General features: G+C 32.7%; 10 protein-coding genes. 5 read left to right on the top strand and 5 right to left on the bottom strand.

The window, feature by feature from the left end; translation table 11 throughout:
- Positions 1 to 192: 192 nt before the first annotated feature.
- The gene (locus QZ659_RS09705; RefSeq protein WP_291725469.1) at positions 193 to 540 is read right to left on the bottom strand and encodes a translation initiation factor; all 348 of its coding nucleotides are present in this window, start codon (positions 538 to 540) and stop codon (positions 193 to 195) included.
- Positions 541 to 626: 86 nt separating this feature from the next.
- Between QZ659_RS09705 and QZ659_RS09700 the strand changes: the two genes are divergently transcribed.
- The gene (locus QZ659_RS09700; RefSeq protein WP_291725467.1) at positions 627 to 1214 is read left to right on the top strand and encodes a hypothetical protein; all 588 of its coding nucleotides are present in this window, start codon (positions 627 to 629) and stop codon (positions 1212 to 1214) included.
- A gap of 37 nt (positions 1215 to 1251) precedes the next feature.
- Here the strand turns inward: QZ659_RS09700 and rlmD are convergent, their stop codons facing one another.
- Together rlmD and QZ659_RS09690 are read right to left on the bottom strand one after the other, a co-directional pair.
- Positions 1252 to 2667, bottom strand: a complete 1416-nt coding sequence (gene rlmD, locus QZ659_RS09695) for a 23S rRNA (uracil(1939)-C(5))-methyltransferase RlmD (RefSeq protein WP_291725465.1) — start codon at positions 2665 to 2667, stop codon at positions 1252 to 1254.
- Between the two features lie 160 nt (positions 2668 to 2827).
- A complete protein-coding gene (locus QZ659_RS09690; RefSeq protein WP_291725463.1) occupies positions 2828 to 3523 on the bottom strand; it encodes a hypothetical protein in 696 nt (231 codons plus the stop codon).
- Between the two features lie 390 nt (positions 3524 to 3913).
- On the opposite strand from QZ659_RS09690, the gene QZ659_RS09685 reads away from it, so the two are divergent.
- The 3 genes from QZ659_RS09685 to QZ659_RS09675 all read left to right on the top strand — a co-directional run bounded on the left by QZ659_RS09685 (position 3914) and on the right by QZ659_RS09675 (position 9621).
- Positions 3914 to 5275, top strand: coding sequence for a hypothetical protein (locus tag QZ659_RS09685; protein ID WP_291725461.1), 1362 nt, complete (start codon positions 3914 to 3916; stop codon positions 5273 to 5275).
- Between the two features lie 85 nt (positions 5276 to 5360).
- Positions 5361 to 5615, top strand: a complete 255-nt coding sequence (locus tag QZ659_RS09680) for a hypothetical protein (protein ID WP_291725459.1) — start codon at positions 5361 to 5363, stop codon at positions 5613 to 5615.
- Between the two features lie 163 nt (positions 5616 to 5778).
- On the top strand, positions 5779 to 9621 hold the full coding sequence (locus tag QZ659_RS09675; RefSeq protein WP_291725457.1) for a two-component regulator propeller domain-containing protein: 3843 nt from the start codon (positions 5779 to 5781) through the stop codon (positions 9619 to 9621).
- Here the strand turns inward: QZ659_RS09675 and QZ659_RS09670 are convergent.
- Positions 9604 to 10599, bottom strand: a complete 996-nt coding sequence (locus QZ659_RS09670; protein ID WP_291725455.1) for a DMT family transporter — start codon at positions 10597 to 10599, stop codon at positions 9604 to 9606. The genes QZ659_RS09675 and QZ659_RS09670 overlap by 18 nt on opposite strands.
- Positions 10600 to 10782: 183 nt before the next feature.
- Between QZ659_RS09670 and rsmA the strand changes: the two genes are divergently transcribed.
- Positions 10783 to 11601 carry a 16S rRNA (adenine(1518)-N(6)/adenine(1519)-N(6))-dimethyltransferase RsmA gene (gene rsmA, locus QZ659_RS09665; protein ID WP_291725453.1) on the top strand — a complete coding sequence of 273 codons (819 nt, stop codon included), beginning with the start codon at positions 10783 to 10785 and terminating at the stop codon, positions 11599 to 11601.
- Here rsmA and QZ659_RS09660 read toward each other — a convergent pair.
- Positions 11598 to 13856, bottom strand: coding sequence for a 7TM diverse intracellular signaling domain-containing protein (locus QZ659_RS09660; protein ID WP_291725451.1), 2259 nt, complete (start codon positions 13854 to 13856; stop codon positions 11598 to 11600). The genes rsmA and QZ659_RS09660 overlap by 4 nt on opposite strands.
- Positions 13857 to 14284: the final 428 nt, after the last annotated feature.

Genomic DNA, 14284 nt, shown 5'->3' with positions numbered 1-14284 from the left:
TTAAAGTATCTCACTTAGTAGAAACTGGAATATATGCAGAAAATACAGCTAGAAAATACTTAAATATTTTATCAGACTTACAAATCTTGGAACAGAAGGAAATAGAAGGCAAACACTATTACCTCAACTTAGAATTGTACAGAATCTTATCTCAATAAAAAAAAGGCGAGCCGTTTGACCTACAAATAAAAATTATATTTTAAATCCTTTCTCTTTGAGGAAGGATTTTACTTTGTCTAATAGTTCGCCTTGAATAATTATCTCCCCATCTTTAGCAGAACCACCCACTCCACAATGATTTTTAATTTGCTTGGCGAGTTCTTTCAAATCTTCTTCCTTTCCTTCAAAATTTTCTATCAGAACGACAGTTTTGCCTTTGCGTTTTTTCCTATCTAGGCTAACTTTTAATTTTTGTTCTTCGTTGGGAAGTGTTTCCATTTCTTCTTCTTGTGGAAACTCAAAATCTGGATTGGTAGAAAATACCATTCCACCACTTCCACTAACATCAATTCGTTTTTTCTTTTTTTTATCTCTTGCCATAAGGTTTTGATTTTAAAATGATTCTACACCACAAATATCTGTAAAAATAACTACTTTAGGATAAAAGTACCCCTAAACCAAACAGAATGAAAAATATATTCTTGCCATTTTTAGCTATCACTATTTCATTTTTGCTTTTTACTTCTTGCAATCAACATAAACAACAAAAAGAGTCTGAAGTCCCTATATCTGAACAAATCCAAGAAGATGACATGGAAGAACTTCTTGAAATGGAAGCAATGGATTTTGAAAGCGAAATTCCAAATAGTTTAGCAAACAATACTGCTTATTTTGATGATTATGATAAGATAGAAGTTGTATTTTATCCAAATGCTAAAAGAGCCATGGGACTCCCTGGACAGGTATGTGGAGATTTGTTGAAAGAAGGTAAATTTTTGGTGGATTCCATACAAACAAGAATTACTCTCTCAGACTCTCAAAGAGAACAGTTAATAACGTTTCTTACTACTCCATACAAAGCCACATCAATAGCAGTAGATTGTTACAAACCCAAGCACGCCATTTTATTTTATAAAAATGAAAAGGTGGATAGTTTTTTAGAAATCTGTTTTGGATGTAGTGCCAGTTGTCCAAAAGATGATATTTTACAAGGCAGATATGATGAACTAGAGCAATTATTTGAAAGTTTTTCTAGTGACTTAGTCAAAAAATAGGTAGTGGCTATTGTTTGACACTACCCATTTTTTAAAATTACTTCAACTCCAACAAAACCACATTCTCAACGTGATGTGTTTGTGGAAACATATCAACAGGCTGAATAGCTTTTACACTGTATTTTTCATCTAAAAGCTGTAAGTCTCGTGCCTGCGTGGCAGGATTACAACTCACATAAACTATATGCTTTGCTCTAATTCTTAATAACATCTGAATTACGTCTGGGTGCATTCCTGCTCGTGGTGGGTCTGTCAAAATCACATCTGGACGAGCATGTTTTTCTAAAAACTCCTCATTCAAAACATCTTTCATATCACCAGCATAAAAAAGTGTATTTTCTATACCATTGAGTTTAGAATTAACTTTAGCATCTTCAATTGCTGCCTCAACATATTCTACACCAATTACTTGCTTTGCCTGTTTTGCGACAAAATTAGCAATAGTTCCTGTTCCTGTGTAAAGGTCATAAACCACTTCATTTCCTGTCAGTCCTGCAAAATCTCTAGTGATTTTATATAAATTGTAGGCTTGAATAGAGTTGGTCTGATAAAATGATTTGGCTTGGATTCTAAACTCCAATCCTTCCATTGTTTCTGTGATATAGTCCTTACCATCAAAACAAACTACTTCCAAATCGTGGAAAGTATCGTTCTTTTTAGTGTTGATAACGTATTGCAAAGAAGTAATTTCTGGAAATGAATCTTTAATGAAATGCAGCAGACTTTCCGTTTTTTCATTAAAAGCCGTAATCTGTAACATTACCATTAGGTCTTGTGTTGTTTGAGAGCTTCGTATCATGAGATTTCTCAACAGTCCTGTATGGTTCACTACATCGTAAAATTCCAAATCATTTTCCCTAGCGTATTTATTTATTTCTAAACGAATTGTATTAGAAGGTTCGGCTTGTAAGTAACATTCATCAATATCGACAATCTTATCAAAACGTCCAGGGATATGAAATCCTAAAGCTCGGTTGTCAAAATCTTCTCCAGAGCTAATTTGTTCTTTAGTTAGCCAACGACGAGATGAAAACGTATATTCTAATTTATTTCTATAGAAAGTCGTTTCATCAGAAGCTAAAATAGGTTTAATTTCTGGCAGTTCTACTTTTGCCAAACGTTCTAAATTATCTTTTACTTGTTTTTGCTTGTATTTTAATTGATTTTCATAGCTCAAATGTTGCCACTTACACCCCCCACACACTCCAAAATGCTTGCAAAAAGGTTCTACTCTTTCATCTGAATAAGAGTGAAACTTCACTGGAGTAGCTTCCCAATAGCTTTTTCGTTGCTTAGTAACTCGTACATCTACCACATCTTTTGGAGCAACACCTGTTATGAATACCACTCTTCCGTCTGCCTCTTCTGGGCGAGCAATACATTTTCCCTCAGCTCCAGCATCAAGAATGACTACATTTTCTACAATTCTATTTTTGTTTTTTCTTCTTCCCATTTTATCTATTTATGTCAATCTGCTTATATATCTTAAAACAGATTATAATTTTGTTGTTTTCATTTTGAATGACTACAAAGTTAGACAAAATAAAACAGAAAAAAACCATAACCCAATTAGTCAATGGAGTTATGGTTTTTGCGTAAAATTTTAAGGCAAATTAGTCTGAATGTTCTTGATTATTTTCCTCAATTTGCATCTTAGAAAAATTTAAAATAGTGTATTTATTATCTATTTCTTTAGGCTGCTTATCATCTTTAAAATTATGACAAAGCGTAATACTATTTGTGTTATTGATTCTAAAAACGCCTTTTATTTCTCTATCTCTGTTATAAAAAATAAGCCTGTAAGGACTCTTAGAAGCATCTATTTCGTAATAATATTGGACGTACCCTTTGCCTGAAGCAGATGGAGCATTTGAAAATACAGATGTATTTATAATTACGGTTTTGTTTTCTCTAAAGTTTATATATGCTTCACTACCTCCATAAAAACCTTCCCAATTTCCCACTAATGTTTCCATAAGTATTTCATTAGGAGACTTTACTCTATTCTTCTCTTCCTCCACATCTCCATATATTACAACCGTATTTTCAGGAAGGTCAGAGGCATTTTTTGCATCCCATTCATCCCATAGTTTTTGTTGTTCCTGTTGCTCTTTCTCCTCATCTGTGAGTGTATTATCTTGTTTAGTTGCTATATTCCAATCTGTGTCTTCAGTTGTTGTATTATCATAACTTTTAACATTTTGTCCATTGGCTATACCCATTAAAAAACATAAAACCATTGAAAAAACAGATATTAAAGTAGTTTTTATTTTTGGTCTTATTAAATAAGAATTGTGTTTGAATTTCATAAGAATATTTTGTTTTGGTGAATAAAATTGTTTGGGTTAGATAGTTGTTACTATAATTCTAATTCTTTGCCCAAATAGTTTAAAAAATAATTGTAAAATTGAGTATTATTCACGGCTTTGCGTTTTGTATTTACTTTAACGTAAATTCTAGCTACAAGGTTGTCTTTTTGATAAAAAAATAATCTCAAAATATAAAAATTGTACAATTATTGAGGGTGTATTAATAATCTGTATTTCAGAGTGTTTTAATGATTTTTATTGCGCTACAATTTGTAGTATTTTGGTTTATTGAGTATATTACATTGTTATTTCGCTTTTATTAAACTCTAGTGAGTAAGTTATTTTAGACCTTATTCCATTCACTAAGAAAAAATTAAACCATAATTACCTTTGGATACGCCTACTATACTCAAAAAGACAGGAAATTTCACAAATCCTAAAACTTGCCCTAGCTGTCAGCACGATCGTTACGTATGGGACGAAGATGTTCGTTATATGTACTGTTACAACTGTGGAGTAGCTTCTGATTTAGCTTTTAGCCGTACATTGAATGAAAGTCTGAAAATAGAGGACTTTCCTCATTATAGTTTCCTTAGAGTAGGTCAGATACTTCGTTTAGAGGATAAAGAATTTATCATTACGGCACGTTTGCGTTACCGTTCAGCACACAAGGAATATTATACAAGTGATGAGGGTTCTGGGTATAGCAATGAAATTTGGTATTCGGATACTTATATTTTGAAAAACACTCAAGAAGGAAAAGATGAGCGTTATTATTTGAGTGAAGATAAGGAAGGATACTCTTTAGGAATGCCTGTTACGGTAGATAGAACAGAAGCAGACCCTACGGATTTGCCTCTTTTTACCAATTTTTATGAAGGAAGAGCAGATTATAGAGTTACTGAATACGGCTCATTATTTTTAGAATTTTTTGAAGGAGAAACAGAAAAAGAAGACCCTTATGCTGTTGGAACACAGACACATTTTGCCACCTATCAAGAGGGAATGTGGAGCTATACTGTAGAACAGGGCGATGGTTGGAAAGAATTTTCGGCAGAAAAGAAAATTTCTAAAGAAGAACTATATAAAGCTCTTGAAGGAAATCCATTTATAGCCACCTATCAAGAACGAGATAAAGGTTTTTCTACCATTCGTAAAACCGTAGGTGCTGCTGCTGCAATTTCATTTTTGGTATTTTTGCTTTCTTTATTTTCAGATGGAACACCTATTGCTACTACTAAAGTAGATACACAAGACATTGATAAAAAAGAGGGATATCTTTCAAAGCCTATCAAAATAGATGACATAGGAACAAACTATAATATTGAGTGGAGTGTACAATTTAAAAGTACTCAAAATCAAGGTATGTATGTCGTGGTAGAGCTTTTGGATAAAGAAAAAAATGTGATTAACGCTGTAGAAAGTGATTTTTGGTACGAGTCAGGATATGATTCAGAGGGAAGTTGGACAGAATCTGAAACATCATCCTCAAAGTATTTTAAATTTACAGAAGAAGGTGATTATTTTGCTCGTATTTATGCTCAAACAGACTCTACTTATTTTAATAGTAGAACAGGCTCACAAGCTGTTATTAAATTTACAGTAAATGAAGGAGCATTACTTAGTAGATATTTCTTAATGCTTAGTGGCTTCCTAACAGTTGTTGTTTTATTGATAACTTTTGGTGCAACAGGCAAAAAAATCCGTAAAAAATATATCTATGCTGGTATAAATGCAGAAGCAAAAGCGTAATAATGTTAAATATAAACCTTTTGTAAGACACAAAGAGTAGTCATTTAACATTCAAGACAACATTAAAACATTATCAAAATAAATTATGTCAATACTTACAAAAATTATCGTCTTTGGTGGTTTGTTTTTTCTCCTAATTACTACCTATGGAGCTTCAAAAAGCAGTTTAGGATTAAGCACTGCTCATGACAAAGACCTTATAAAAGACCTCAATGAAAACTGTCCTGAAAACATGAGAGACCAATGGGGAAATTGTCGTGATAGAACCTATCGAAGTACATATTATGGTGTGTATGTATTTGGTACAGGCAGATATGGTGGAGGCGCAGGAGGAAAGTAAATTACCCCATAAAAAAATATACCGACTGAACCTATCCATTCTATTTTAGTCTGTTTGTATGGCTAATCATCAAATATTTACAAATATTTAAGAATCTTATTATATTTGATTAAATTTGTAATTACACAAAATCATTCTTTACTTTAGTTCAAAACCTTCTGAAGTGATAAATAAGTCCCCTTCTAACAAAAACTATTTTGCTCTTGATAAGCTCTTTCTTTTCAAGCATGTAAATAGATTTGTATTATGTTTTGTGGTGGCTCTTTTTTATTTCTATACTCCTTCTAGTATTGCATTAGACCCTCAAAAACAAATTTCTCAATACATCTTAGACCAGTGGACAACAAAAGAAGGACTTCCTACCAACACACTGAATTATGTTTTTCAAAGCGAAGATGGTTTTATTTGGGCAAGTACATATAGTGGTTTTATCCGTTTTGATGGTGTAGATTTCAAGATTTTTGATAAGAAAAACCTTCCCTACCTTACTAATAGTTCTATTTCTGCGATATATCAAACTAAAGATGATTCTCTTTGGATAGGCACACATGGTAGTGGACTTATGGTACAAAAAGACCATAATTTCAATTTTTATACAGCCAAAACAACGAAAGGAAATTTTCCAGATTACTCTATCGAATCTATTTCAAAAATAGGAGATGCCCTGTGGCTAGGAACAAGAGGAAATGGAATAATTACTTATCAAGATGGTATTTTTACACCTTTTAGTGCTATTCCTGAAATCAGTACAATCTCAATCAATGAATTACAATATAGAGAGATAGGAACAGACCGTATAGTTTGGATAGGCACAGAAGGAAAAGGGTTATTCTCATATCAAAATGAAAGGATAGAAAGGTATAATGTAGAAAATGGAAGTATTACAAATGATGTAATTACTGGGTTATTATTAGATAGAACCAATACACTTTGGGTCGGTACAATAAATGGTGTAAACAGAATCCGAAACGGAAAATCTGAAATAATTGAGGAGTTGAAAGGAGTTAGTGTAAATGACATTATAGAAGATAAAGAAGGAAGTATTTGGTTTGCTACCAGTGCAGGTCTATTTAGAAAAAACCCTGTTTCTAGAGTATATGAAGTTCTAAACACAGAAAATGGACTTCCTCATAACAATGTAATGAATATCTGTACAGACAAAGAAGGAAATCTGTGGTTAGCAATGTACAGAGCTGGTCTTATTCGTTTGAAAGATGGAAAATTTCTCAACTATACGACTCAACAAGGATTAGCATCTGTTTCTGTAAGTTCGATACAAGAAATAGAAAAGAATAATTACTGGGTAGGTTCTGATGCTGGAATTATAAACACTATAAAAAACCAAAATGTAGGCAGATATGATTTAAAAACCCCTCTTTCAACAGACCGTTTGCGTGCTATCTTCAAAGATAGAGAAGGAAATATTTGGGTAGGTTCTTATGCAGGAGTATTGCGCATTTCATCTACTGGAGAAGAAAAACTATTTACTATAAAAGACGGCTTAACGGATAACCAAGTACGAGTTATTACTCAAACTATAAATGGAAGTATTTGGGTTGGCACTCGTGGTGGTGGACTAAATGAATATATACCTTCAGAGCAAAGATGGATTCCTTTTACTAAAGATGATGGTCTTTCCTCTAATTTTGTAATGGGTGTAGAACCTACCTCAGAAGGAAACTTGATTGTTTCCACCAATGATGCTGGTGTAGATATTATCAACCTCAAAACAAGAAAAGTAAGTAAAGTATATACACAAGCCGAAGGCTTGCCTTCTAACCTTGCATTTTCAGCTCGTTACGACTCAGAAAAAATTCTATGGATTTGTGCCAATTCTGGTCTAGTTGCTATCTCACCCAAAGACATCAACAAAATTAATATATTTAATTCTTCTAACAATTTCCCTGTAGATGCTGTATTTGATATTCGTGAAGATAGTAATAACAACTTATGGCTTTCTTCTTCTTCTGGAGCTATTCGAATAGAGAGAGCTTCTGTTACAGAATACCTTGAGGGCAAACGAACAGACTTAGAAGTAAAAGTTTTTGATAGAAGTGATGGAATGAAAGAAGAAGAATGTACAGGAGCAGTACATTTTTTAAAAGATAGCCAAGGAAGAATGTGGTTTCCTACTATTGGAGGTTTATCTATGATAGACCCTAATAATATTCAGAAAAATACATTAGCTCCTCCTACGTACATCACCAAGCTATCAGTAGATAGCATTGATTATAAATTTCCTTCATTTTCTGATGAGGAAATAATCGTAGAAGCAGGAGCAAGGCGTATTTTGTTTCATTTTACAGGTCTTAGTTTGGTCTCTCCTTCCGATATGCACTTCAAGTATCGTTTAAAAGGCTTTGACGAAGACTGGATAGAGGTAAAAAACGAAAGAGATGCACTTTACACTGGACTTCCACCAAAAGAATATACTTTTGAGGTTATATCAGCTAATAATGATGGTGTTTGGAGTGAAGAAGTTGCTAAAGTACGTTTTGTGGTAAAGCCTTTCTTTTATCAGACTGCTTATTTTTGGATAGCTATTATTGTTGCTTTTTTACTTTTAGTATGGTTGGCATATCGTTACCAAATAAGAAGAATTACAAAACAGAATTTAAAATTAGAAGAAACTGTTAAGCAGCGTACAGCAGAGATAAACCAACAAAAAGAAGAAATAGAATCTCAAAGGGATAGAATCGAAGAACAGAGAAAAGCCATTACAGAGTCTTATGAACAAATTCATAAAGTAGGTGAAATCGGACAAAAAATTACAGCAAAACTTCAAACTGATACGCTTGCTCAAACTATTTATCAAAATATATTGATGCTAATGCCAGCAGAAGGGTTTGGAATGGGTGTTTATAATGCACGAGAACAAAAAATTGATTTTAAAAACTTTATGGAACACGGAGAGCCATTGCCTCCTCATAGTGATTCGCTTTCTCAAGTCAATCGTCTTTCAGTGCAGTGCCTTTCTAAAAATAAAACTATTTTTATAAATGATATAGAAGAATATTTTGCTCAAAATGAGCAACTCAAATACTTAGACATTGGTAAACTACCACAATCTCTTATTTATGTTCCTTTGGTTATCAACGAAAAAACAGTAGGAGTTTTGACTGTACAGTCTTTTAGAAAAAATGCGTATGCAAAAGAGGATATTGTTATCTTAGAAGCTCTAGCAGCTTATATTTCTATTGCTCAAAGTAATGCAAAATCGTATGAAATTATTCAAGAAAAAAATAGAAATATTACAGACTCTATTCGCTATGCCCTCACTATCCAACAAGCCGTTTTGCCTACACCAGAGGAAATGAATAGCCTGTTTAGTGAATATTTTGTAGTCTTTAAACCAAAAGATATCGTAAGTGGAGATTTTTACTGGGTTGTAAATTATAAAGGAAAAACCTTTGTAGCAATTGTAGATTGTACTGGACACGGCGTTCCAGGTGGTTTTATGTCTATGATTGGAAATGCCCTTTTGAATGAAATTGTTACGATTGAAAGAATTTTCTCTCCTGCACAAATATTAGAAAAACTTCATCAAGATGTACGGGCAGCTCTCCAACAAGAAAAAGCTAAAAACGATGATGGTATGGATATTTCTATTTTCTGCTTGGAAAGGATAGAAGAAGGAAATAAAATTACCTTTGCTGGAGCAAAACAATCATTGTATTATTCAGAAAACAATGAAAAAATTACCAAGCTGAGAGGCAACAGAATGTCTATTGGTGGAAGAAGAGGTAGAAAGCGAGATGAGAGCTTCGAAGAAAAAACTATCATCTTACAAAACAATACAATGATTTATATGATGAGCGATGGCTTTGCAGACCAAGCTGATATAGAAGGTCATAAAATAGGCTCAAAAAGGATTTTAGAACAATTAGAAAAAATCAAACATCTCTCAGCTATTAGACAAAAAGAAGAATTAGAAATTCTTTTAGAACAACATCAACGCACAGCACCACAGCGAGACGATATTACACTTCTAGGAATTAGATTGTAGAGCTTTTTTCTTTTTTTGTTTCTTATAAAAGAAATTAAAAACTGGATAAGACAGAACTGAAAACAATACAATAGATGCTCCTACATAAAAATTAGAATCCATTTTTTCGTGTTCATTGAAAAAGATAGCAGCCAAAACGATTCCATAAATAGGCTCTAAATTAATAGTCAAATTAGTTACAAAAACTGATATTCTTCTCAAAAGCTCAATACTGACAGAATACGTATAAACAGTACAGACAATAGCCAAAAGAAAAATCATAATCATATCTGTAGTCAAGTATGGAATGGTGTTTATAATTTCTGCAAACCAGTGTCCGTTAGGAAAATAAGTTTCATTATTTTTTAAAACCATATCTATTCCTGTTTCTCCAGTAAAATAAGCCGAATAAAAAGGGAGAAATAACATAATTCCGATAGCAGCTCCACTCATTTCCAATACTGTGATGGTATTTGGCTCTGCCAAGTGTGTAAATTTTCCATTTATGGTTGAAAAAAGTGCTGCCAAAATCGCTGAAACAATTCCTAAAATAAGTCCTATTATCATATCATTTTCTAGGTCAGCTTTCAAAATGACATATAAGCCTAAAATAATAATCAACCCTAAACCTACTTCATAAATCTTTATTTTGCGTTTATTGAAAATAGGTTCGATAAAAGCTGTCCAAAGTGATGCTGTTGAAAGTCCAACCAAGCAAATAGAAACATTGGCAACTTTAGCTGCTGCAAAGAAAGTAATCCAGTGCGCTCCGACAATCATCCCAGTAAAAAATATCTGAGTCATCATTTTTTTTGGTATTTTCCAATCTTTTCGTTTTACAACGAACGCCAAAACGATAGCTGCAATGAGTGTACGATACAAAACTGTTTCCACGGCTGGAATAGTAAGCCATTTTCCTAAAATAGCCGTAAAACCCCAAATCAAGACGATAAAATGAAGTTTCAAATAATCAAGAGCAGACGCCGATGAAGTGGTCATTGATTTTTCCATAAGACCTAAGAAAATAAGAAAAAGAAGTGAAATTATAGTTTTGCAAAGGTCTAAAATCTTTCTTTGAAAAGAAAACGATTACTTGTTTTTTAAAAGTAGCTTCATCTTCCAAATAAGAATAGTTTGTTATCTTTGTAGTGTCTTACAAACCCTTCAAAAACGCCTTTCAATATGTCTAAAAACTCTCCTGTCAAACCAAAAAAACATTTAGGACAACATTTTTTAAAAGATGAAAATATTGCTCGCAAAATTGTAAACCAACTTGAAGATAGTAGCTATAAGAACCTATTAGAAATTGGGGCTGGAACAGGCGTATTGACAAAATTTATTCTCAATGATAAAAAATACGACCTTACTGTAGTAGAAATCGACGACGAGTCAGTAGCTTATTTGAAAGAAAATTTAGGTTTTACAGATGATAATCTATTGAATGAAGATTTTTTGAAGATAGATTTGAGTACTGTCTTTGATGAAAAATTTGGCATCATAGGGAACTTCCCCTACAATATTTCTTCACAGATTTTCTTTAAAGTCTTAGATTATAGAAATCAGATTCCTGAGGTAGTCGGAATGATTCAGAAAGAAGTTGCTGAAAGAATAGCTTCACCTCATGGCAACAAAACGTATGGTATTTTGAGTGTGTTATTACAGGCTTTTTATAATATTGATTACTGTTTTACAGTAAATGAAAAGGTGTTTAACCCTCCTCCTAAAGTAAAATCGGCAGTTATTCGCTTAAAGAGAAACGACATAGAACAGTTAGACTGTAATGAGAAACTCTTTTTTCAACTTGTCAAGTTTGGTTTCAATCAGCGTAGAAAAATGCTTCGAAGTGCCTTAAAACCACTGGGCATCCCTGCTGCATTTAAAGAAAAAGAAGAACTCAATCAGATGTTGAGCCAACGAGCTGAACAGCTTTCTGTGCAAGACTTTATAGAGCTTACACAAATTTTTGAGAGGGAAAGAGAAGCAGAAAGTGAGCAAGACTAATCATTATTACCTTTCAAACGCAGTCCCATCACAAGAATATCATCGGTCTGTTCCTTAATGCCCTTCCAGTTTTCAAGAGTAGATTCTATGGTACGTTTTTGTAAGGAGCTATCGTACGTGGTAACTTCGTTAAGCAATTCTCGCACTCGTTTTTTCATAAATTTTTTATTAGTTTTTTCTCCAAACTGGTCTTGAAGTCCATCAGAGAGCATATACAAATCAGTTTGTTCTTCAATTTGTATAGAATACAATGAAAAAGAAACATTTTCTTTCTGAAAATCTCCTCCTATACTCATTCTATCTCCTTTTATCTCTCTAGCTCCTTTTGTATCAAAAATATATACAGAATTTCTTGCACTGGCTATCTCCACTCTACACCCATTTTCTTTATCTGTCTCCACACACAATAGTGTTCCATCAATACTATCTTCACTTTTGGTTTCGCTCTGTTTGAGTGAATACTGAATAGATTTGTGAAGTTGGGAAAGTATCTTCTCTGGCGAAGTTATTTTCTTATAAAGTATGATTTCATTGAGTAATTCATTGGCAATAAGAGCCATAAAAGCTCCTGGAACACCGTGTCCAGTACAGTCAAAAGCTCCTAAAAACTTTTTCTCTCCCAATTCTAAAAACCAATAAAAATCTCCAGAGACAACATGTAATGGAGAAAAAATGATAAAACTATTGGGAAAGAATTTCTTAATTTCCTCTTGACGTGGCAAAATAGCTTCTTGAATGCGTTGTGCATACGCAATGCTAGATGTAATTTGTGTATTTTGCTCCTCCACTCGGTTTATGGTATAGCGAAGTGTTTCATTGGTAGTGTCTAGTTCCTCAACTACTTGTTCTAGTTCTGTATTTTTCTCTGAAATTTCGGCTGTTCTTTGCTTCACTTTTTCTTCTAGCTCTTGATTTTTCTTTTCTATTACGTACTTGATTTCTTCGGCTTTTATACGCTCTAAGCGTTCCTTATCTATGGTTTGTTCGGATACTTGTTGTCTTAATAAATTAATACGTGAAGCCAAAGCCAATGAAAACAATACAATTTGTATCATAATGCCTATCTCTAGGGCAGAATCAGTAAACCAATTAGATGGAATAATATGAAGCACATCTCCCATGTAGATGATAGCAAATACAAATAAAATTGCATTTGCCATAAAAAACTGTTTCCCTAATAGCTCTTTTCTATAAAATACCACTACAGAAAACGTCATAAGAGAAATAGTTGTGATAAGATGAAGTATTATGACAAATATATTACTTATATCTCCAATAAGGAAAATATAAAGAGTCGCCAATATGATATTAATAAAAATAGTAATTGTAAAATACCTGTTCCATTTTGGAAAATTAGTTCGCATTCCAAAATAGCTCTGCGTAAATTTTATCCAAAAAATGACTGTCAAAAAGAGTGAGATATAATTTACTACAGCATTAAATTCAGAATCTTGAGTCAGCTTACCCCAAAAAGCAACTGATTTAAGCGTAGGCACTGTATAGAAATAGATTCCCATACAGAAAATGGAAATACAATAATACAGATAAGATTTATCTTTTATCAGAAAAAACAAAATCAGATTATAAAGACACATCGCCAAAATAATAGTATAAATAATACTATTTGTTGCCAAGTTGATGGCAAAATGATTGTGTGCAGCATCTTTTCTAAAAAGAACAAATGTTTGTTTGTACCCTCCTTGTTTTTTTGCACGTTCAGATGGCACAACACGCATATAAAGCATACTTGTTCCTTTTTTCAAGGAAAATGTAGTAGAATAATAATTGGGAACAGAACTTTGGAGAGAATCTTTGTAAAAGATTCCAAATCGCTTTTCTCTGTATGAACCATCTAATTGAGGTATGTAAAGTTGCATCTGATAGCCATTACTTACCTGTAAAAACCAATCACTTATTTCATCGTATTCACTTCTGACAGGAATCTGAAACCAACTTGCTTGGTCGGAGGGCAAAAACACCTTATTTCCTTCTACTATAAAAGGAGAAAAATTATTTTCTTGGCTAATAAAATCATTAAATGTAGTTGCTAAATCAGTAGTAGCATAATATATAGCTGCATCAAAATGGTAGGTAGTTTTGTGCTTTTCAAGAATCAGTGTGTCTCTGTTATTTTGCTTGGTTACTTCTCTTTTCTCTTGGGCAAATATTGAAATAGGGATACAACACAAAACCATCATTATTATAATGATAGGTAAGTAAAGAAAATTTAAAAAACTGATTACACTTTTTTTCATGAAATAAATTGCCCTATTTTCATTCAAATATACTATTTATTGTCTAAAGTAATCATATCAATTCTTACAAAATATGAGTACACATTAGACGTTATAACGGTTAATTTTGTACACCAGTCTCTTAGGTTGGTCTGTAAAATCAAAAACTAAGTTTTTGACTAAAATAAAGCCTTTTTAATCTTTGTTCTCAGAATGGAAGCCTGACCTACGTAAATAATCGTGATAAACTTTATTAAATCTTATTTTCAGTAACGTTTATTTTTCCATAGTATTGGACTTACAAAATTGGCACTATAAAGAAATAGACAGCATTCAATTTTTGGTAAATTACTAACAGCCGTATTTATAAAAAGCCAAAATAACTTTTATTTCTGATGATAGAAATAAGCTCTCAAGCCATACACTTATGCTTGATATAAAATAAATCT

It is taken from the genome of Bernardetia sp., from assembly GCF_020630935.1.
Classification (GTDB): Bacteria; Bacteroidota; Bacteroidia; order Cytophagales; family Bernardetiaceae; genus Bernardetia.
Note: the sequence above shows the minus strand (reverse complement) of the source record. Positions and strands in the feature narration are given on the sequence as shown.

Bases quoted from the DNA above. Each gene is read 5' to 3' on its own strand.
- QZ659_RS09700 (WP_291725467.1), top strand. From the start codon at position 627: ATGAAAAATATATTCTTGCCATTTTTAGCTATCACTATTTCATTTTTG.
- QZ659_RS09670 (WP_291725455.1), bottom strand. From the start codon at position 10,599: ATGACCACTTCATCGGCGTCTGCTCTTGATTATTTGAAACTTCATTTT.
- QZ659_RS09660 (WP_291725451.1), bottom strand. From the start codon at position 13,856: ATGAAAAAAAGTGTAATCAGTTTTTTAAATTTTCTTTACTTACCTATC.
- rlmD (WP_291725465.1), bottom strand. From the start codon at position 2,667: ATGGGAAGAAGAAAAAACAAAAATAGAATTGTAGAAAATGTAGTCATT.
- QZ659_RS09680 (WP_291725459.1), top strand. From the start codon at position 5,361: ATGTCAATACTTACAAAAATTATCGTCTTTGGTGGTTTGTTTTTTCTC.
- QZ659_RS09690 (WP_291725463.1), bottom strand. From the start codon at position 3,523: ATGAAATTCAAACACAATTCTTATTTAATAAGACCAAAAATAAAAACT.
- QZ659_RS09705 (WP_291725469.1), bottom strand. From the start codon at position 540: ATGGCAAGAGATAAAAAAAAGAAAAAACGAATTGATGTTAGTGGAAGT.
- rsmA (WP_291725453.1), top strand. From the start codon at position 10,783: ATGTCTAAAAACTCTCCTGTCAAACCAAAAAAACATTTAGGACAACAT.